Below are 20,217 nucleotides of genomic sequence, written 5' to 3' on the forward strand. Positions count from 1 at the left end.
TTATTTTCTTGATACGGAGTGTAGATTTCATATGTGCTTATAATATAAGCACATAGTCATATTTAAACCATTCAAATTAAAGATCAAAAGAGGAAAAATTCATGCCCGAATGCGCATGAATTGAGATGAATGCGCATGAATTGAGATGGTTCAAATAGAACATGAAAATTATGCGCTTAAAAGGTAGGAACTAAGGGTATAGAGCAAAAGTGGGAACTAAGGGTATAGAGCTATTCAGAAGGAAAAATTGAAGTTATATTTCAATCAATCCTAAATAAAATAAGGTGAAAAGAAAAGCTTATCCTTTAGATTTCTTTCATGGCACTGAAACTTCTTTTGGTTTCTCGGCACTCTTCTGGATTTCTTCAAGAAGCTGGTCGTCGGTTTTTCCTTTTATGTCAATTCCCAGTTTTTCAGCTGTTTCCTGCACCTTTGTTTTCGTAGGGGTTGGTGTAGGCTCTGTTAATGATTTCTCAAATTCTTTAAGACTTTTTTCTGATTCTTTCTGGGCTTTTTTGAATTCTCCCACTGAACTCCCCATAGATCGGGCAAGTTCAGGAAGTTTGGATGCCCCAAAAAGAATTACAACTACTCCGAAAATCATTATAAGTTCATTTGTGCCTATCATTGCTGGACCTCAAGCTTTTCGTTTTCAACAATAATATAAAATTCAAAGTTGATAATTGCAATCTAAATAACGTAAAATTTTCTGATTATTTAAATGAATGACTTGAATATCTTTAAATTAGGCTAAGTCTATTCATGTTATATAAACTTTTTATTTTAAATTATTATAAGTAACGATTTATATTATTTAATTTTTTTTATTTCATTTTTAATATGTTCAAAAGTTATTCCCTTTTACTTCATTCCTGTGTTTTGATTTTCAGGAATTGTTACCTGATCAGGTAGAGAAGGTCTGCATTCCAGCGCATTCAGTGGATTGGCCTTTGTTTTCTTATTACTGTTTTCACTATCTTTTTTTTCTTTCCCGCTTTCTGCAGGGCTAACTTCTACTCCTTCCTTATCTCCCTCTTTTTCCCTGGCTTTACTTGCAGCCTTTCGGGTATAAGAGTCGAATTCCGTAAGCTCCAGCTCAGCTGCGCGCTGGGCTTTTTTAAACTCTCCCATTGCACTTCCGAGTGACCGTGCAAGCTCAGGAAGCTTCTGGGGCCCAAAGAGAAAGAGGGCAGCTATTAAGATTGCTATCAGTTCTGTAGAGCCTATCATTGCTGGCTACTATCATCATCCAGATATAAAAGTTCTTTTAAAACAGTTTGTGGGAGGGCTTTGTCTGAAAATTCTTTTAAAAAGAAGGTTTTTTGACAAAGCATGTTCCACCAGATTCCAGTTATATTCTTAAAACAGCCGGACAAGCAGCAAGCTGAATTCAAAGAGGACTGCGAGCAAAACCGCCACAACTATCTGGGCGATGAATGTCGGGTCAGGGGAAAGGAAAAGGGAAAAAGCCAGAATTGCGCTGTAGATGAGAATCCTCTGTTTTTTGAGGGTCTCATACTGTACAAGTCCCATTTTCACTGCAAAGACCACGAGAAGGGGAAGCTGGAACACAACTCCGAAACCTGCCAGAATTGTGGTAACGGCTGACAGAGTGTTCTGGACTGAAAGCTGGGCTGTAGCCAGATCTCCCGAGTAGAAGAGAATATATTTGAACATCGCGGGCAGGACAAGGAAGTAGCCGATTGTGGTTCCCAGGATAAAGAGCAGGAAAGATGCAGGGATAACTTTGAGGAAAAAGCGTCTTTCATGCGGATAAAGCCCTTTGGCTGCAAACCTGTAAAGCTGGTAAAAGGACAGTGGAATTGAAATTGCAAGGGCAAATACCAGGCAGAGTTTGAGGCGGGCCAGGGTCCATTCCAGAGGGGAGTACGATGACATTATCAAACCTGGACCTATGAACTCTTTCCAGATAAGCAGCATTCCCTTTGCCGAAAACGGAAAAGAAATAATTATTCCTATTATGAGCCAGATTAAAACGACTGCCAGCCGGTTCCTGAGCTCGAACAGGTGTGCCATAACGGGTTCTTCAATATCCCCCGGTACACCGGATGCATATGAGTTCTTCCCGGATGCATTTGTGGAAGGGGTTACATTACCTGTTTGCTGCGAGTCCATTTTTTCCGCTCTTACTTACACGTACCTAAATATATTTATATCGGAATATTTTATTGGCTTCAATCTGAAGATCTTTTACAAATATTCCAGTATTCTGTACGGATGCCCTGTAATCTATTCCGTATTCTGAATATTTATAGTATTTAAATCATTACAGTATGATCCCGGTTAAGACAATAATTAAATTATTATACTATACTTTGTATAATAATACATTTGCTTAATCAGTTGAAATTATAGCGGAATTATTATTTCAAATAATTAGATTTCTCCTTGAATTGCTGCAATTTAGGAATAAGCAGAAAAGAATCCTTGAAGAAACTGCATAAAAACGAAAGGAAAAAACAAAATAGGAAAAGGAAAGTTGATGATATAAACTCCTGCAGTGGATACAGATTCTTTAAAGTAAGATAACAAATTTCCTTTTGCTTTCCGGATAGGTACTCTATATGTCTGAAGCTATTGAAAACTTAAGTGCAATTCTGGTGACCCTGAGAAACAAATTGCTTGTGATAGCCGCAGTTCTTCTCACAGGCATTGTTGTCTCTTTCCAGTTTACCAGTCCCCTGATCGAGAGAATGAAAATTGACCTCCTTCCGGAAGGTGCAAAGCTGGTTTACGTATCTCCTCTGGAAGTAATGATGCTGGAACTTAAACTCTCTATCATAATAGGACTGCTCTTTACCCTGCCCATTATTGCATTCTATGTTTATAGGGCTGTTTCAAGAAGATATTCTATTAAAATTCCCGTATATATCGGAAAAGGCCAGTTTTTTTTCCTGAGCATAGCGGTAGTAATAATGTTTGTCCTTGGAGCTGCTTATTCTTACTTCCTCATGCTGCCTCTGTTTCTTAAATTCCTTTACATGGATGCCGAAAGTTCAGGAGTGACTGCTACTTATTCTATCTTCAAATTCATTTCATTTATAGCAACAACCACAGCAATATTCGGTCTGGTCTTTGAACTCCCGATAGTTCTCACTTTCCTTACCCGAAACGGATTTGTACAATACAGCACTCTTGTGACCTACCGCAAGCATATCTATGTTCTTGCGATGTTCGTTGCAGCTCTTGTTACTCCAGGGGCAGATGTCTTCAGCCAGATGATGGTCGCCGTGCCCATGGTAATCTTTTTTGAGATCAGTATGGTGATTGTAAGGATAATTGGAGTGAAAAATAAGGTTTCAAAGCCCGATTCTTCAGTCTCATGAGAAAAGGTGATGGGAAGAGAAATCGAAAAATAGGAAAGAAGACAGATTTAAATCAGACCATTTTTAACCGGACTATCTTATATCGGACTAATAAGGTAAATCTGTCCATCTTCCATGTTTGATCAAAGACCCTGCACTACCTGCATTTTTATTCCTTTTTATCCATTTTGAACACGAACACACCCATCACACAGAGCAGACAAATGAGAACAAAAGCCCGTAAAAAATCAGCCGTATTAAAGCCTTCTTCTCCGGAAGTGTTTGAGCTCTGAGTTTCTTCAGGTGTCTGTTCAATATTTTCTGTTGTATTTCCTGCATTATTCTGTGTATCATCCACTGCTGACGGTATGTTATTTACAGTCATTTTTGCCTTGCCTGTGATTGCAAATGGAGAAAATCCAGGGGTTTTTGCTGTGAAATACAGGTATTTGCTATCTTCCTTAAGGTAGGAGGTTGGAAGTTCATTCCATGTTTTGTTATTATACCTGTTCAGGATTATTGAAGACTGGTCGACGTTTTTATCCTGCATCCAGGACTTTTCAACCTTGAAGCAAATAACCGCGTTTCCAAGATTGTTTTCATCACTTCCATACCCGCCGTTTCCAACCCATATGTTCAGGTAGTTGTATACTTCGCCTTCCGGCGCATTCAGAGTGAGCGTGGACCTGTTTTTAAGCATTTCAATAGTAGTTGTTGTCTTACCAGCGGTCTTTTTTGGGTCAAAACTCAAATTAACAACCGCAGTAGCATTTTTTGTGAAGTCAAACTTTACAGCTTTTCCATTTGTTATGAAGACCTGAGCAAGTTCCTTTACTTTAACGTTCTTTGCAGGTTCTGGGGATCCTCCTCCGCCGCCTCCCCCGCCACCGCTGCTTCCGCCGCTGCTCTTCCGATCTACAATTATTGTAGCAGTTTTTTCATTCGTGCCGTTTGCATTGGTAGCAGTCAGTTTGGCGGTATAAGTCCCTGAAGAAGCGTACTCGTAAGTAAAGCTTGAAGCTTTTGAGTCTTCGGTCCCATCGCTGTTAACATCCCAGCTTATGGTTGTTGCGTTTTGAGATAGATCAGTAAAGGTCACGGAAAGCGGAGCATAACCGCCTGTAACGCTGATACTGAAGTCTGCTACAGGAAGTACTGATCCCATTTTTTCAGAAACAGTTATTGTAGTTAACTTTGAATCTGAACCTTTTGAGTTGTTTACTGTCAGGTTAACAGTATAGTTTCCTGCTGATAAATAAATGTGAACCGGATCTTTTTCGTTTGAAGTAGTTCCGTCTCCAAAGTCCCAGTTCCATCCGGTTGCATTTTCTGAACTGTCGGTAAACTGGACTGAGAGAGGTGCGGTACCATAAGTGACGTTGGCAGTAAAATTCGCAGTTGGAGTAACTGAACTGGACTGAATTACAAGAGGTAAATAGTCATAATCATTCTCATAGACATTATACGGCAGATCTCCAATTCCATTCCCATCCAGATCTAAAGTGGTCTGGGAGAATCCGGTTCCATCTGGCTTTGCCCAGTAATTGCCGCCAATGTAAGGTCCTCCTACAATGTTAGTACCCGGTGTAAGAGAACTATTCCAGGTATTCCTCGCTGCGCCAGCTCCAAACCTTACGTTCAGAGTGTTGTTAAAATAATTGTTATAGATTAGTTTAGTGCTGTTGCCATACATATCATAAATCCCGCATTCTGCACAGGACGTGATAGTATTATTGATTATGTCAGCATAACTAGCTTCTCCTAAACGAATCCCTACATCACAGTTTAATATTGTATTATTGTCGATTCCTCCTGAACTTGAAGCGCCAAGATCAATCCCATAATCGCAGTCAGTAATCCTGTTGTTACGAATATCCGCCCCCTGATCGTATTCATAGATACCTGTGGAACATTTTAAGATCGTATTACCTGATACTGTATTATTTATTCCACAGCAGGAGATATGTACACCTTCTTCGCCGTTAGAAATTTTATTTTCGGCTATTAAATTGCCTGATACCTCGGCATACAGCGTAATAGAACCATTTTCAATGGTATTACCTGTCACGTTATTCATGTCGCTATAATAGACGTCTGTTAAATTGCTTAGTGTATAGGATCCCAGAACAATAGAACCGTTTTCAATTGTATTGCCTGTCAGATTATTCATATCGCCATAAACGAAGATCGCATCTTTATCAGAATTATTACTGGCTCCTGTTATCTTTAAACCGCTGATCGTTATATTATTAGCTTGTATCAGAAAGGTGCTCAGACTTTTATTCAGGGGGTTTACCTGTGCATCACTATTATTCGATTCTGATCTGATAGTTATCCCTGTTGTATTGACGATAACGTTTTCAGTATAAGTACCAGGTCTCACAATTATTGTGTCTCCTGATGTGGAATTATTCACAGCTTCCTGGATTGATGTATAATTAGCTCCATAATCGTCGTCTACTGTAATTTCGCCTGCGGATGCCGTAGATGATAAGGATATTATAAAAATAAGAATCATTGAAAGGAATTTAGTTCTATTTCTCATTTCTTTCCCCTTAGATTTTAACAAATTTGTCCTAAAAATAGTTGTACAGATATACTTTTTTCAACTTCTAAATATTTTATGTCAGTTGACTTTTTATATTTCTTTTGGTCAAATCCTTTTCAGGAATGGAGGTTGAATCGAAACGAGCCACATAGAAATATGAGCTTCTTTCACAGGAAAGCATAACAGAAGGGTTAAAAAATTCAAAATGGCCTTAAAAATATCCTTAGTTACTTTATGAAACCCCGGAAAGTATTATTTAACAGAAACCCTTATTTGCAGAGGTTATGGATCCCAGGTACTTAAAAGCAAATGCTCAGGTTATTGCTTCATCCGTTATTTACGGGTTTGCAGGAATCTTTTTCCTGTATATTAAAAATATGGATGCAGGAGCTGTTGTTTTTTGCCAGATTCTTCTTGGTTTTCTGGTTCTTGCTGTTTATCTTGGAGCCAGAGGAAAACTCTCAGGAATAAAACTCAGGGGTAAAAGAAAAACTCTGCTGCTTCTCGGAGCCTGGCAGGCAGGAGTCATGCTCTCCTATTACACGGCTGTGAGTTTTACAAATGTTTCAATATCAGTTCTTCTGCTCTATACCGCCCCTCTTTATGTCCTGATGATGGCTCCTTTTATCCTTAAAGAAAAAATCAGCGCAAAAAATCTTGCTGCTCTTGTACTCTCACTTGCAGGGGTAGTGGTAGTTATAGGCCCTGAAAATCTTATTCCAGGCACGGTAGAAGCCGGCTCAGGATACTTATTCGGAGTTCTTATGGGTCTTTTTTCAGGGTTTTTCTATGCCTGTATAATTATGACCTCACGCTACTTGAGAGACGAATATTCTGGACTTGAACAGCTTTTCCTTTCTACAGGCGTGACCCTCGTAATTCTCTTTCCCTTCATGCTTCGGGTATCTTCCGCAGCCCTGCTTGAAAACCTGCCTGTCCTTCTCTTTCTCGGGGTAATGATAACATCAATCGGCTCCATTCTCTATTTCACAGGGCTTGAGCACGTGAAAGCCCATAATGCGAGCATAATTTCCCTGCTTGAGCCTGTGAGTGCCATCTTTTTTGCTTATTTAATTTTAAACGATCCGGTTTCCAGGAGTACTATGGTCGGCTGCGTCCTCATTCTCGCAAGTTCTCTCCTTATGAGCCTGGAGGAAGATAAAGCCTGAAATTTAACCAATGCAGTGTTATTCTCTGTCTCACCCGAATTGCGATTCGGGAGCCTGCAGTCCTTTTCGCTCCGCTCAGGTCGTGGTTTCTGTGATCATTATCCTCTTGAAGTCTTATGTGGATATCCTGTTCCTCAGTGTTGTCTCTGTTCCGGTTTTCGCTGCAGTCCTTTATATTACAGGCTGGATAGACTCTGACGACAAAACCATCTTTTTAAACTTATTTCCTGCAGCTCGTTTTAACTCTAAATAATTTTGATCTGCTGCATAACAAATATCAAAACGCGTTCCAAAATAAATATTACTAACCTCTCTCATTATCTGGCTCCATACCTCATGCCGAAAGATATTGAAAAAGGTTAGAAAAATGTTAATCCTCGATTTTCCCTACGTCTCCGAATTTTTAAAAAATACTGCTGCAGAGTTGCAGATCCCTGTTTTAAAAAATGAAATGGCAGCCGGATTGAGTATAAATGCAGAAAAAAAGCTTAAGCTTCTTGAAGAAGCTGAGTTTATCGAATTAATAAAAGAAAAAGGCGAATATGCTCTTTATTCCAATTCCGAAAATTCCATTGGCTGGATTTCGGAAAACCTTGGTTTTACCGGGCTGCCTGAGAAAATAGAGCTGTTCAAGAACAAAATAAAATTCAGAAAACTGCTGGAAAGGATATACCCTGATTTTTATTTTCAGGGAATTGATTTTGAAAAACTGGACGAACTCAGGGTTGAAGATATAAAGAAACCCTTCATTATAAAGCCTGCTGTGGGTTTTTTCAGCCTCGGTGTGTACAGGGTTTCATCTGATGATGAATGGGACTCTGTCCTCAGGCGCATAAAAGCCGAAGTTGAGGAGATCAAGGGACGTTATCCCGAACAGGTTCTTGATACCGGAAAATTCATCATTGAAGAAAACATCGAAGGCGAAGAGTTTGCAGTTGATGCTTATTTCAACAGCGCAGGGAAACCTGTAGTCCTCAACATCTTTAAACATATTTTTTCTTCTGATAACGATGTCAACGACCGGGTATATTTTACTTCAAAATCAGTTATAGAAACTTACAGGGAAACCGTTGAAGACCTGTTAAAAGAAATAGGAAAACTTGCCGGACTCAGAAATTTTCCCCTGCATATAGAACTGAGGATAGGAGAAGACCGGAGAATACAGCTGATCGAACTTAACCCCATGCGTTTTGCCGGCTGGTGCACAACGGATATTGCATATTTTGCTTACGGGATCAACACGTACAGGTATTTCCTGGAACAGCTTGAGCCGGAATGGGATAAAATTCTTACAGGAAGAGAAGGAAAGAGTTTCTGCCTTGTAATATTGAATAAACCTGCGGAAATCGATTCAAAATATGTAAAGGCTTTTGATTACGAAAAGCTTCTCTCCGACTTTGAAAACCCCCTGGAGTTCAGGAAAGCCGACCATGAAAAATACGGGCTATTTGGTTTCCTGTTCACGGAAACAGAGGACAGCAGCTGGAGCGAGATTGAAAGGATTTTAATATCAGATTTGAAGGAGTATATCACTTTCAGGTGACTTTTCTCCTGGAGCCTGTACAAAATATTGTTTTCACTGGACGCTGAATCTCAGAAACTTCATTTAACTCGATAAAGTGATTTCTCAGGGGGTTTGAATGAGAAACTGTAATATTTGGAAGATAAGTTATATAAATACAAATATATATTATTAATGGGGAATATATTTCCACATCTATTGTGAAAGGGGATGAGAGTATCGGGAAAATAAAATTTTTTGGTGCTGTGCTGATTATAGTGATACTTATCACACTGGTGTTATTTGCCTCTGGTTGTTCTCAAAAAGCACCAGAGAACGAAACTAAAAAAATTGAAAATGAAACTAAAAATTTAACAACAACAGTTGAAAATAAAACTAAAAATTTAACAACAACAGTTGAAAATAAAACTAAAAATTTAACCACAACAGTTGAAAATAAAACTAAAAATTTAACAACAACAGTTGAAAATAAAACTAATTATTAATAAATATTCAGGAATCGTTAACGGCGCTCCCTTGAACGCCATTATTACTCCTTTTATTATTCACGGATCCAGTCCTTTGCTTCAGCAAACTCTTTGTTCTGGAAGGTTTTTACCGGGAAGGAAATGGAAAACTTGCAGGGCAGGGAATAGCAAACTTGAATACTTTAATTGCGTCAATTATCTCGAGATGCCATATGCCAAAGAAGAGATCACGTTTGCGATAAAAAAATTGGAGGTGACTTTGAAGGTCACTCAGTTATAGTGAGTTTCAGTGAACTCAAAAAGGTTTTGCAGGCAGCCTTTGAGATTTTTTTCTGGTCAGGATAGATCCTGGCATTCAAAAATATTTTTTCATGAAACAATAAATCATATCTATCACAGACACCTTCAGTACTTCGCTAATTTTGATTTTTTCATAAAGGAGGCTATTCGATACATTTATATGTAATGAAAATACCTCCCTATGTCTTTTTTCACAAATAAGCTTGGAAATAGCTTTAAAATGGAATTAAAATCAAAATACTGTATTGATTATGTATTGGAACCTCTTACATCTCATGTAACCATTAAAATAAATGGTTCTCTTACAAGTGAAGATATAATTCGTACTGTTGTGAGTATGGCAGTCGATAAAAATTCAGTCCATTCTGTTTCAAAACAGTATTCTGCTGTTGCTTGTGAAACCTCTCTACGTCATCATCTTAAGAAACTAAACATGGAAGAATTGATCCTATCCAACGAAAATATTCTCCTTCAAAATCCTCTAAAAACTCTCAAAACAGGTAAAGGCTATGAATTTGCTATTGATCTCACCAACGATCCTTATTACGGGAAAACAGATTCATCTAATGAGAAATATGTAATCCGTAGTCAGGCTAAAAAGTCAACAAACTCTTTTTACTCATATATCTCCCTCTACATTACTAACAAGAACGAAAGGTTTACTGTATCTGTTCTTCCTGTAGAAAAAGACAAAACAATGGTTGAATATCTCTCCTACTTTATTGATCTCATCAATAAACTGGATTTTAAAATCAAGGTTCTCTGCCTTGATAGAGAGTTTTATTCCATAGATGTGTTTGAATTTTTGCAAAGTAATGGTATTCCTCACATAGTTCCTGTTGTCAAGAAAGGAGAGAAGATGAAGCAACTTCTGAAGGGGAATAAGGCTCGGAGTACACAATATGTCATGAAGAACTCTAAGAAAAAGATTCTTTTAGACATTATCATTGATGTTAAGTATCTGAAAGGAAAAAGAGATAAAAAGGGATGTGAGAACCTTGGTTTTGTTGTTTTTGGAGTTAAATGGTCTCCACGAAAGGTCAGTACAGTTTACAGAAGAAGATTTGCTATTGAATCATCATACAGGATGAGGAATGTGGTTAGACCAAAGACATCATCTAAAAACGCAACTATAAGGTACTTTTATGCACTGGTATCTTTCCTCCTTAAAAATATATGGTTATACATTCAGAAAAAACATTTTACGATTGTTAAGAGAGGGCCTCAAGTTATAGATGAGGATAAGTTCAGGTTTGATGTATTTATACTTCTAATTGAGGAATGGTTAAGAAGAAAGTTAAGAGTAAGGACAACAGTGTGGTGTTTGAGATAAATGAAGGTAGAGTAAAAGTGGAGGAAAGATTTTAGCGAACTACTGACCTTCTTCCGCTTATTCACTGTTCCATTATCTGCGGATATTTATTTTTCAGTCTCCTGGCGACTTAAAGCCAGCTTTCTTTTCTTCAAACCTTTATTCCCTGATTTATTTCTCTCCCCTTTCCAGTATTTTTTTCTGTATCTTTTTCCGGTACACAAATACTCCGGCTGCAAGCACTATTACAGCAATATATGGGAGGTAAGAACTTATGCCGCCTTTATCCTGTTCTGGCCCGCCTTCTGCTGCAGAAGAAGAGGTCATTTCAATTTCTACGTCTTTATCTATCGTATTTCTTACCCCTTTTGCATCCGTATATTCAATCTGAACTTTTAATGGTGAATCGTATCCTGAAACGGAAGTGGCATTTCCTTCCTGACTGGCTTTTGCAATACCCTGGTCTGAGTTTTCATCTGTACCGGAAGCTGCCTGCGTGCTTGCGATATCAAAGGACGCTATTGTGTAGTCTCCTTTCTCCAGATTTCCTACAATTGTTGATGAACTTCCCGATACCCTGTAATTTTCCTGGTCCGGAATTGATACTTTCACAGAGTATGCGATATTGTTTCCCACGTTTGCAACTGAAAGCGAGATCTCTCCTTCATCACTTTCGGAGAAGGAAACATCAAAGTCGGTTTCTCCACCAACGAAAACACCGGCTGTAGTATTGATAGTTGTTTCATTTGAGTCATAATCTTCCATAGTGAGATTTATGTCCAGAGTATAAAGACCTGGATCTGCATTTACATCTGCCATTACGGCATAAGTAACGTTTACTGATTCACCTGCATCAAGATATTTGATGTACTTTGTATTGTCCGAGTAGACAGGGAGGATTACACCGTCAGGGTCTGTCCAGGAGACGATCAGGTTCTTCAGAGGCGAGGTTCCAGTATTTGTTACAATGAACTCCAGATCCTCTTCCTTGGCAATGTCAATATTTGCTTTGTCAATGGTCACAATCTGGGCATATTCTTTGCCCCTTACCTCGATAGTGACAGTTTCTGTAGTTGTGTACGTGGTTGAAGAAGACCCGGAGCCGCTTTTATAGGTAGTGACTATGTCTATATCATACGTACCTGCGGATGCATTGGAATCAGTCATGAGCTTGAATTTAAGAACGCCTCCCTCATCGTCGTCCTGCCTCGCATTCAAATAGGAGATGTTTTTTTCAAGGGATTCTCCGGAAATCTCGGTAAAAGGATATTCAGGGTTGACTTTGACAGAAATATCTTTTACATCCTTTGTGCCCACGTTCTGCACGCTGACAGTTAGTTCAACAGGTTCTCCTGGGCGGGCAGTGTCAGGATTTTGATTTGTTAAATTTACATCCAGATATGAGGAAGTTATGTTTCCATTTGATCCGCCCAGCGCTGTTCCAGCTCCCAGGCATATGAATACAGAAAATAGCAGCAAGATTGCCAGTAAAGAAAATCTCTTCATTTTTTATTCCTCAATCTATGGATCCAGTTCATCGTAATAACTCGCCATTTTTTCGAAAGGATCCATTATTTGCAAAGAGCTTAGTTTCGTTTTAAATATATCTATTATTTTTGAAAGTATCAAAATTACACCTCTAAAAATCAGTAAAATCCGGGTTCAACTTTTCAGGCCAAACCTGAATATTTTCAGAGTAGCTTGAGTTTGATTTTCGTACCTTTCTTCTGGTTTCTATCTACCTCTACCTGTTTTGCAATCTGATCTGATGCCCTTTGCCGGAGCACTAGAGTGAGAATGGCTCATAACTTTGGATATGACAGGGTTGAGGCACCAGCGGGGTGCATGGCGCCTCAGCCTTTATTTTCTGGGGTGCAGGGGTTTCTGTTTTGACTGCTCCTCTCCTTTGTTCCTGAACAGGTAACACCCGGGATCTTGTAAAGGAGTTTTAGTTTTCTGGTGGCGAGGTATCCTTCCAGGTGATAGTTCTCTTTTACTCCTATCTGACTGAAACACCTATTAGACAGGCGCTCTGTCAGCTGACTGTTCAGGAGGGATTGAGGCAGTCAACCCCTCCATGGGCATTTAATAATAAAAGCATACTTACCAGAAAGAAAGAAATTTATGAAATAAATTTAGAAATGAAGTTTTTATAAGCATTATTCTATTAATTAAGCTTTTAATTAGCCTTTAATCACCTTTTAAGATTACTATAAAGTGTTATTGTGCGTTAGAATTGTTCAAAACTTACACCAATTTTCTCTGGAAACTGTTTTCTGTAAATAGAACGGTTTGCCAGTTTTATTCTGCAAAATTACAAATTTTAAAAAAATACCATATGGAAAACTCGACATTAGAAGACCTGTTTCATGCACCTTCCGCAAATAATTGGCTGAGAGCGTGTCTTAAAATGAAATATGGTTATAGAATAGGAATAGGACTGACACATTTGAACTGGAAAACCGCAACATTAAATCGTCAAATATCAGTGCGGAACAATGCCATAAGCACATGAGGCTCTGACATTCTACTGGTCTTCAGCTCGTGAATTGAATGTCCTGATCAAAAACAAAACATGATAGAGATATAAACGCATCTATCAATAAAACGCCTCGATCAATATCAGTAAATTCGCTCCATAGATCAAAATCTAATTCGATTGTGACACCTGCGAAAAGTGGATAAGAGCCTGGGGACCTGCCCTCAATAGAAGGAGGAAAAGACCAGGTAACCGCTCAGTCTTTAGCTGAGTGGTAGTTCACAAACGGTTTTTTAATGTTGTTTGAAGTTTCTTTGATGAGTATCAGACATTCAATGCCTTATCTGCAGTTTCTGATTCAGGGGTGATTTTTGAAGTAACTTTGCGTTCTTTAAATATTCTGTGTATCCTGTAAAGCATAAACCCGGAAAGCAGAAATGCCAGCATGTCCGAAACCGGAAACGCTGCCCAGACCCCGTCCAGTTCGTATAAACGTGGAAGGATAACAACAGCAGGGATCAGGAAGAGGAGCTGCCGGCTGATAGAGAGGAGAAAAGCAGGTCTGGCTTTTCCCAGTGCCTGAAACAGGATTGATGTGACTACATTCAGACCTATCAAAGGAGTTCCAAGAACCATAACCCTTACAGCAATTTTCCCGAGCTCCAGATACTCCGGATCTGCACTGAAAATAATGAAGAGTTTCTCTGCGAAGAAATAAACAATAAGCAGGCCGAAAACCCCGAAAGCCGTAGTCACTAGAAGAGCTGATTTTACGGCTTCAGCTATCCTTTCATACCTTTTGGCTCCATAGTTAAACCCTACAATCGGCTGCAAGCCAAAAGCAATACCCAGGAGGGGCAGGAAAATAAAGGAATTGATCTTCATCACTATACCAAAAACGGCAATTGCGACATCTCCTCCATAATTTGCAAGCGAATTATACACGAAAATCATCATTACACTGCTCGCACTTTCCATCACAAAAGACCCGGTACCAATAGCCCCGATTTCCTTAATGATTTTCATGTCTGGTTTCAGGGTTTCTGGCCTGAAATGAACAGACCCCTTTCCTTTGAGGTAGTAGAACAGAAGACAAACTGAAGCTACAGCCTGTGACAGTACGGTTGCAATTGCAGCGCCTTCAACACCCATCCCGTAACCAAGCATGAAAAGCGGGTCAAGAAGAATGTTGAGGCCGCCTCCTATAAGCATAACATTCATTGCAAGGCGGGCATTTCCTTCAGATCTGACAATATTCTGAGCAGCCACTCCAAAGACAAAGAAAATACCACCTGAAATTATGTATTTAAGATAATCCCGGGCATAAGGCAGAACTCCGGCAGTTGCTCCGAAAACCTTCAAAATCGGGTCAAGATAAAGAAGACAGGGAACGGCTATAAGCACACTTAAAATTAAACTCAGGGAAAAAACATTTCCAAGAACTCTTTCGGCTTTTTCATTTTCTCGCGCTCCAAGGGCACGCGAAATTATTGAAGAGCCCCCGGTCCCGAGAACGATTCCAAAAGCCATTATTATCATCTGGACTGGAAAAGCAATTGAAAGGCCGCCTATAGCCTGAACGCTGTTTTCTCCATAGGCCAGTCCCACGAAAAAGGTGTCCACAACATTATAGATTGCCTGCACCAGCATTCCGATGATTACGGGAGTTGAAAGTTTAAACAGGAGTTTTCTTATATTCTCTGTACCGAGAAATTCACTTTTTTCTTCCATTTTTTTTTCGCCTCTATAGTTTTCACTTAGGGTCATCCGACCTATCAGATGGAGGCTCGAACCCGGGCTCAAAAAGTTTAATTGAAGCTTTATGGCTGAGCAGCCTGAAAATTTCTTTTTCTTCGGAGGTAAAGTTAGAAAAGAGAATGTCTGTAAAAGAGTTCAACTTTTTAAAAATTATATCTCTCATTTCCTTTCCTTTATCAGTCAGGTAAACCCTGTAAGCTCTAAGGTCGTTTTCGTCCCTTTGCCTGTACACATAACCTTCTTTTTCCAGGTTCTGGATCGCTCTGGCACTGGTCGCTTTGCTCACTTTCAGGATTCTTGCAAGATTTTCCTGAGAGATCCCATTTTTGTGGTATAAAACCAGCAGAAACTCAAACTGCCCGCTTCCGACTCTGTAAGCCTCGAGTTCCTTTGCCATGTATGCCAGATGGCTCCGGTAAATATGGGCAATAGTGCCGAGCAGTATTACCTGGTCCTCCATATTTTCTCCTTCATTTTTATGAATTGAGATAGCATTTTGATAAGGGCAATTAACAAAATGATTCCCTGTGAAACTACTCTATATAACACCCCCATACAATCATGAAGTATATAATAGTTACGTATGAAACTAAATAACAACCGTAAATACCCTGTGTCCACTTCTGTTCAGGAAGTTTAAAGATATAATAAGACCGGCAATATAGACCGGTAATATAGATCTGCTGCCCGGAAGAGAAAAGAGAATGGAAAAATATAGCTGGATTCTCATCACTGGATCTTCATACTTATGATGCAAAAAAGCCCTTTTTGAAACAATATCTATCCCAATAATAAATACGCATGAAACTAATATTAAAGAGATATGTAGAATGTATATTCATTTTCTAATTACACAAGAAACTAAATCTATATAATACGTTCAACATAACACGTGAGACAAATTAAAAAAGTTACACAGGATTTAGAACCATTAGTCTGCAAGGATGAAAAGAATTTGAAAGCAGGTCTTAAAAAAGGGTTGAGAGGGATTATCCCTCTTTCAGAAAAATTTAATATTTTTGAAGTTAGACATTTGGGCGATTAAAAGCATGTAAGCGGCTGATAATCGGCCCGCTTATAAAGGATGTAACCAGGGCCATAAAGATTAAAGCCACAAATACATGGTCATCAATGAGTCCGGCATCCCTGGCAACTGTAGCCAGAATCATTTCCATTGCACCCCTGGCGTTCATGGCAAAGCCTATTGCAACTGATTGTCTCCAGTGCATCTTGCTGATCATCAAACCAAATGTGACTCCAAGCACCTTACCCAGGCATGCAATGACAAGAACTGCCAGCACAAGGACAGGGTCAAATGATTCCACGAAATTCGCCCTCAGCCCGATTGAAACAAAATAGAGTGGGGCGAAAAAATACATAACAAACTGATAGATCATCTCATGTGCATCATCACGCTTCTCAAGGTTCTGGGAAAAAGCCAGCCCCACTAAAAAAGCGCCAAATACGGAATGTATTCCTATCAGTTCAGCACCGGCTGCTGTCAGCAGTACAAGGACAGTCGTTATCCCGAGGAATGAACCCGGCCACGGCAGGTGCGACTTAAACCATTTTTGAGATCTTTGAGCCACAAAGCGACCTATGGTGACCATGAAAACGAAAAGCAATATCACCAGAATGAAAGTAACATAAGGGGGGATATTCATGACGCTTTCATGTGCGAAATTGCTTAACACAAAGGCGAATAAAGACCATCCTACAAGGTCATCGATAGTTGCAGCGCCGGTAATCACCATTCCAATATCCGTTTTCATCAGATTAAGGTCCATGAGGGTTCTCACAATGACCGGAAGGGCAGATATGGAAAGTGCCGTGCCCATAAACATCGCAAAAAACAATGTCCTTCCCTGAAAATGTTCTTTCCACAGGTCCGGGAACAGAAAGACTATCCCGATACCCATTATAAACGGAACAACTATGCCCATTAAACTGGCCCAGGCTATATTTTTGCCCTGCTTTTTAACAAGGTCCAGGTTCATTTCCAGACCTGCAGCGAATAAAAAGAAAAGCATGCAAATCTGGATAAGGGCATCCCTGCTCTGAAAAACAACACCTGTCTCCGGGAATAATAATTGATAAGTATCAGGACTGAGCCATCCCCAGACAGTCGGACCGAGGATAATACCGCCAAAAAGTTCGCCAAAAACTGCAGGAAAGCCAAGCCTGCTCATTATATGGCCGCAGGACAGCGCCATAAAAAGCATCACAGCGATCTCAAGGAAAAAGATTACCATATCCTTTGGGATCATACAATTTCACCATACCGTTTTTACATTTCCCTGGCTATTTGAAAATTATATAGCCGTGTTCCTCACAAACTGCATCTTAACAACTGTTAAGCAAATTTTTTTGCATCCACAGCCTGTCTGAAGCATACAGGATGAATTCATAAAGCCGCTTATTAATATTAATATAATATAAATCATTGGGTCTCAGCAAAGGGAAGTATGATGATTTTTCCACAAAATTATAATCTCATCAAGCTGTGAGAAAGGAAAAATATGATTCAATACTGTTAAATATTTTGATCTCAGTATATGCAGTGATTTAATAAATCTTCAGGGGGATTAGTATGGTAAAAAACATCGTTGAAGACAGACATGATGATGCCGTTAAGGGAAGATCCAGAGCTTATAACGCAAAAACCGATAAACGGCTTAAATGCGAAGAAAATCACAAAATCGCGAAGAACAACAATCTGAGAACAGGTTTTAAAGGAAAAGGCAAACAAATGGTTTAAGTGAGAAACCAGATCGGCTTCCTGCCGGTTTTATTTATCGTTTTTAAAGAGGGAGGAAGAATGAGTTTTATTCTTTGTCCCACACCTTTTTTATCTTACAAAACGTTCATCTTCTTTTAATGATTCCCTCAGCGCTTCTACTTTCTTTTTCAATGCATCGATTTCCTTTACCAGCGAGTTGGTAATTGCCTCTATTTCCTTTGCATTTTCCACTGCTAACTGTTTTTTTGACAACAAGTTCATGACCTCTTTAAGCAATTTCAGGTTTATGGATCTCAAATAGGCAGTCTAATTTGTAAGATTAATGCAGCTCAAATTTAACCTTAACAGATAAACTGTATTTTAACATATATATAATTATTCTACAGTTATAAATGACATTATAACTGTTAAGCGTAAATCGATAATCACACCTCCTCATAAAACAAAAACTTTATATTCGAATTTTACGTACTTCTTCCCACAGCATTGTACATAGATGAACATCATTTTTCCACAGCGAGAGCGTTGGAAAAATTCCTTAAATTCTTTTTGAATTCTCAAAACAATTTTATCAGATTATTTGGGAATTCAGGTTCGTTTTCAACCTCATTTTATTTCCTTTGAGGCTGTCAAAATTATACATTTCATTAAATATTACCCACGATCCGAGATGAGCTTATTTGACTGAAAAAAAACTGTTAATGGGTAATGAAGCCATTGCACTTGGAGCAATAGAAGCCGGAGTACAGGTAGTAACGGGATATCCCGGCACCCCCTCGACCGAAGCTCTGGAAACAATTGCCCGTCATGCCGAAAATTGCGGGATCTATACCGAGTGGTCAAGCAACGAAAAAGTCGCACTTGAAACGGCTGTAGGAGCGGCTTATTCCGGAGCAAAGGCTCTTGTGACCATGAAACAGGTAGGACTAAACGTTGCATCCGACCCCCTTATGAGCCTGACATACATCGGCGTAAAAGGAGCTCTTGTCCTGCTTGTTGCAGATGACCCGGGACCTCATTCTTCCCAGACTGAACAGGACACAAGGGCTTTCGGGCATTTTGCAAATATCCCTGTACTTGACCCTGCAACTCCGCAGGAGGCTTACGAGCTTACAAAGCTGGCTTTTGAAATATCACACGAGTTTGAAACCCCTGTCATTCTCAGGACCACAACGCGGGTTTCCCACAGCTGCGAAGACGTTCAACTTTTAAACCCGGAACCTGCACCGGTTAATGTTTCCTGTGAAGGTTTTACAAAAGACAGGCGCTGGACGATTTTTCCAAGGCTTACTGCAGAACGGCATCCTCTGCTTGAAAACGTGCAGGTGCAGCTTTCAGACCGCTTTTCAGAGCTTCCGTACAATTCCGTTTCAGGAAGCGGAAAAATAGGGATTATAGCCTCAGGGGTTTCAGCCCTCTATGTAAAGGAGGCTGTAAAAGGTTTTGAAGAGCTTTTCACTCTCTTCCGGGTCGGGACAGTTTATCCATTCCCTGAAAAAGCAGCTCTTTCCTTCCTAAAGAGGATCGAAAAACTGATTGTGGTCGAGGAACTTGACCCCTACCTTGAAGAACAGGCACTCCAGCTTATCGGAAAATCTCACCTGCCTGTTGACGTTTACGGAAAAAAGAACGGCTTTTTCCCGGTCAGCGGGGAATATAACGTTGATATTGTTATTGATTGTATAAACAAAGTGCTTGCAGAACTCGGAGAAAATTCCAGTCTTTCCCATGCTGTTCCTGCCGTTTTAAGAGGAGAACTTCCGCTCCTGCCTGTCCGGGCTCCAACCCTCTGCGCCGGCTGCATGCACAGGACCGTTTTTTACGCATTCAAGCAGGCTGCAAAGCAGCTCAAAAAGGACTCCAAAGTTGAAACTATTTTTTCCGGAGATATCGGCTGCTATACTCTTGGAAACGCATACCCCCTCAACATGGTTGACACCTGCCTCTGTATGGGGGCAGGGATGAGCATTGCAGGAGGGCTTTCCCGCACGAACCCTGGAGCAAAGCAGGTTGCTTTCATAGGGGATTCGACCTTCTTCCACTCAGGAATCCCTGCTGTGATAAATGCTGTTTACAACGGAGCCGATGTTACCCTTGCAGTCCTTGACAACCGCACAACTGCCATGACAGGGCACCAGCCCCATCCTGGAATAGGGCTTACTGTACTTGGAAACCCTTCCAAAGCGATTGACATCTCCGATGTGATCCGGAGCTGCGGGGTCGAATTTGTAAGGTCAGTAGATATAGAAAGCCTGAAAAACAGCCTTGAAGACTGCATTGAGGCAGCAAAAGAAGCTATGGAATTTAAAGGTCCTTCTGCAGTCGTGTTTAAAGGGAGATGCGTGGGGATCACCAAATCCAGGATACGTTTTGAAATTGATGCTGATAGCTGTACAGGCTGCGGGTTCTGTGTAAAGCAGCTAGGATGCCCTGCTATTTTCCTGCCTGCGGGAGAGGATAAGCCTGTAATTCAGGACAGCTGCAGCGGCTGCGGGCTCTGTGCGCAGGTATGTCCTTCGGGAGTCATAAGGGAAAGAGGGGTGAAGAAATGAAGTACGATATTCTGGTTGCAGGTGTTGGAGGACAGGGAGTTGTG

The 20,217-nt window shown here is 40.0% G+C and carries 17 protein-coding genes; 8 read left to right on the forward strand and 9 right to left on the reverse strand.

The window, feature by feature from the left end; all coding sequences use genetic code 11:
- Positions 1-316 precede the first annotated feature (316 nt).
- From PLL47_RS03315 to tatC (PLL47_RS03325), 3 genes are all read right to left on the reverse strand, one after another.
- Positions 317-628, reverse strand: coding sequence for a twin-arginine translocase TatA/TatE family subunit (locus tag PLL47_RS03315; RefSeq protein WP_324444776.1), 312 nt, complete (start codon positions 626-628; stop codon positions 317-319).
- A gap of 233 nt (positions 629-861) precedes the next feature.
- Entirely contained in the window at positions 862-1,230 is a 369-nt protein-coding gene (locus tag PLL47_RS14945) for a twin-arginine translocase TatA/TatE family subunit (protein ID WP_324444777.1), read from the reverse strand.
- A gap of 129 nt (positions 1,231-1,359) precedes the next feature.
- Positions 1,360-2,136 (reverse strand): twin-arginine translocase subunit TatC, encoded by a 777-nt coding sequence (tatC, locus tag PLL47_RS03325; protein ID WP_324444778.1) that lies wholly within the window; start codon positions 2,134-2,136, stop codon positions 1,360-1,362.
- A 449-nt stretch (positions 2,137-2,585) separates the two neighbouring features.
- Here tatC (PLL47_RS03325) and tatC (PLL47_RS03330) point away from each other — a divergent pair, with 449 nt between their 5' ends.
- A complete protein-coding gene (gene tatC, locus PLL47_RS03330) occupies positions 2,586-3,347 on the forward strand; it encodes a Sec-independent protein translocase TatC (RefSeq protein ID WP_324444779.1) in 762 nt (253 codons plus the stop codon).
- A gap of 148 nt (positions 3,348-3,495) precedes the next feature.
- Here tatC (PLL47_RS03330) and PLL47_RS03335 read toward each other — a convergent pair whose 3' ends face one another.
- Complete coding sequence (locus PLL47_RS03335; RefSeq protein ID WP_324444780.1) at positions 3,496-5,871, reverse strand: PGF-pre-PGF domain-containing protein; 2,376 nt, start codon at positions 5,869-5,871, stop codon at positions 3,496-3,498.
- 287 nt (positions 5,872-6,158) lie between these two features.
- Between PLL47_RS03335 and PLL47_RS03340 the strand changes: the two genes are divergently transcribed.
- From PLL47_RS03340 to PLL47_RS03355, 4 genes are all read left to right on the forward strand, one after another.
- On the forward strand, positions 6,159-7,043 hold the full coding sequence (locus tag PLL47_RS03340) for a DMT family transporter (protein ID WP_324444781.1): 885 nt from the start codon (positions 6,159-6,161) through the stop codon (positions 7,041-7,043).
- Positions 7,044-7,410: 367 nt separating this feature from the next.
- Positions 7,411-8,586, forward strand: a complete 1,176-nt coding sequence (locus PLL47_RS03345; protein ID WP_324444782.1) for an ATP-grasp domain-containing protein — start codon at positions 7,411-7,413, stop codon at positions 8,584-8,586.
- Positions 8,587-8,765: 179 nt separating this feature from the next.
- A complete protein-coding gene (locus PLL47_RS03350) occupies positions 8,766-9,050 on the forward strand; it encodes a hypothetical protein (RefSeq protein WP_324444783.1) in 285 nt (94 codons plus the stop codon).
- A gap of 463 nt (positions 9,051-9,513) precedes the next feature.
- Positions 9,514-10,665, forward strand: a complete 1,152-nt coding sequence (locus PLL47_RS03355) for an ISH3 family transposase (protein WP_324444784.1) — start codon at positions 9,514-9,516, stop codon at positions 10,663-10,665.
- Between the two features lie 150 nt (positions 10,666-10,815).
- Here the strand turns inward: PLL47_RS03355 and PLL47_RS03360 are convergent, their stop codons facing one another.
- The 3 genes from PLL47_RS03360 to PLL47_RS03370 all read right to left on the reverse strand — a co-directional run bounded on the left by PLL47_RS03360 (position 10,816) and on the right by PLL47_RS03370 (position 15,341).
- Positions 10,816-12,150 (reverse strand): COG1361 S-layer family protein, encoded by a 1,335-nt coding sequence (locus tag PLL47_RS03360; RefSeq protein WP_324444785.1) that lies wholly within the window; start codon positions 12,148-12,150, stop codon positions 10,816-10,818.
- A gap of 1,297 nt (positions 12,151-13,447) precedes the next feature.
- On the reverse strand, positions 13,448-14,854 hold the full coding sequence (locus PLL47_RS03365) for an MATE family efflux transporter (protein ID WP_324444786.1): 1,407 nt from the start codon (positions 14,852-14,854) through the stop codon (positions 13,448-13,450).
- Between the two features lie 22 nt (positions 14,855-14,876).
- Positions 14,877-15,341 carry a MarR family winged helix-turn-helix transcriptional regulator gene (locus tag PLL47_RS03370; RefSeq protein ID WP_324444787.1) on the reverse strand — a complete coding sequence of 155 codons (465 nt, stop codon included), beginning with the start codon at positions 15,339-15,341 and terminating at the stop codon, positions 14,877-14,879.
- A 432-nt stretch (positions 15,342-15,773) separates the two neighbouring features.
- Between PLL47_RS03370 and PLL47_RS03375 the strand changes: the two genes are divergently transcribed.
- The gene (locus PLL47_RS03375) at positions 15,774-15,926 is read left to right on the forward strand and encodes a hypothetical protein (protein ID WP_324444788.1); all 153 of its coding nucleotides are present in this window, start codon (positions 15,774-15,776) and stop codon (positions 15,924-15,926) included.
- Here the strand turns inward: PLL47_RS03375 and PLL47_RS03380 are convergent.
- Complete coding sequence (locus tag PLL47_RS03380; RefSeq protein ID WP_324444789.1) at positions 15,907-17,148, reverse strand: cation:proton antiporter; 1,242 nt, start codon at positions 17,146-17,148, stop codon at positions 15,907-15,909. The two genes, PLL47_RS03375 and PLL47_RS03380, sit on opposite strands and share 20 nt — an antisense overlap.
- A 323-nt stretch (positions 17,149-17,471) precedes the next feature.
- Here PLL47_RS03380 and PLL47_RS03385 point away from each other — a divergent pair, with 323 nt between their 5' ends.
- On the forward strand, positions 17,472-17,639 hold the full coding sequence (locus PLL47_RS03385) for a hypothetical protein (protein WP_324444790.1): 168 nt from the start codon (positions 17,472-17,474) through the stop codon (positions 17,637-17,639).
- Between the two features lie 90 nt (positions 17,640-17,729).
- Here PLL47_RS03385 and PLL47_RS03390 read toward each other — a convergent pair whose 3' ends face one another.
- Positions 17,730-17,873 carry a hypothetical protein gene (locus tag PLL47_RS03390; RefSeq protein WP_324444791.1) on the reverse strand — a complete coding sequence of 48 codons (144 nt, stop codon included), beginning with the start codon at positions 17,871-17,873 and terminating at the stop codon, positions 17,730-17,732.
- Positions 17,874-18,301: 428 nt separating this feature from the next.
- Here PLL47_RS03390 and iorA point away from each other — a divergent pair, with 428 nt between their 5' ends.
- Positions 18,302-20,173, forward strand: coding sequence for an indolepyruvate ferredoxin oxidoreductase subunit alpha (gene iorA, locus PLL47_RS03395; RefSeq protein WP_324444792.1), 1,872 nt, complete (start codon positions 18,302-18,304; stop codon positions 20,171-20,173).
- The last annotated feature ends 44 nt before the right edge of the window (positions 20,174-20,217 follow it).

Source organism: Methanosarcina sp., from assembly GCF_035390745.1.
Lineage (GTDB): Archaea > Halobacteriota > Methanosarcinia > Methanosarcinales > Methanosarcinaceae > Methanosarcina.

What these genes read in the sequence shown, in the direction of transcription:
- PLL47_RS03315 (WP_324444776.1), bottom strand. Translation starts at nt 628, where the DNA reads ATGATAGGCACAAATGAACTTATAATGATTTTCGGAGTAGTTGTAATT.
- PLL47_RS14945 (WP_324444777.1), bottom strand. Translation starts at nt 1,230, where the DNA reads ATGATAGGCTCTACAGAACTGATAGCAATCTTAATAGCTGCCCTCTTT.
- tatC (WP_324444778.1), bottom strand. Translation starts at nt 2,136, where the DNA reads ATGGACTCGCAGCAAACAGGTAATGTAACCCCTTCCACAAATGCATCC.
- tatC (WP_324444779.1), top strand. Translation starts at nt 2,586, where the DNA reads ATGTCTGAAGCTATTGAAAACTTAAGTGCAATTCTGGTGACCCTGAGA.
- PLL47_RS03335 (WP_324444780.1), bottom strand. Translation starts at nt 5,871, where the DNA reads ATGAGAAATAGAACTAAATTCCTTTCAATGATTCTTATTTTTATAATA.
- PLL47_RS03340 (WP_324444781.1), top strand. Translation starts at nt 6,159, where the DNA reads ATGGATCCCAGGTACTTAAAAGCAAATGCTCAGGTTATTGCTTCATCC.
- PLL47_RS03345 (WP_324444782.1), top strand. Translation starts at nt 7,411, where the DNA reads ATGTTAATCCTCGATTTTCCCTACGTCTCCGAATTTTTAAAAAATACT.
- PLL47_RS03355 (WP_324444784.1), top strand. Translation starts at nt 9,514, where the DNA reads ATGTCTTTTTTCACAAATAAGCTTGGAAATAGCTTTAAAATGGAATTA.
- PLL47_RS03360 (WP_324444785.1), bottom strand. Translation starts at nt 12,150, where the DNA reads ATGAAGAGATTTTCTTTACTGGCAATCTTGCTGCTATTTTCTGTATTC.
- PLL47_RS03365 (WP_324444786.1), bottom strand. Translation starts at nt 14,854, where the DNA reads ATGGAAGAAAAAAGTGAATTTCTCGGTACAGAGAATATAAGAAAACTC.
- PLL47_RS03370 (WP_324444787.1), bottom strand. Translation starts at nt 15,341, where the DNA reads ATGGAGGACCAGGTAATACTGCTCGGCACTATTGCCCATATTTACCGG.
- PLL47_RS03380 (WP_324444789.1), bottom strand. Translation starts at nt 17,148, where the DNA reads ATGATCCCAAAGGATATGGTAATCTTTTTCCTTGAGATCGCTGTGATG.
- PLL47_RS03385 (WP_324444790.1), top strand. Translation starts at nt 17,472, where the DNA reads ATGGTAAAAAACATCGTTGAAGACAGACATGATGATGCCGTTAAGGGA.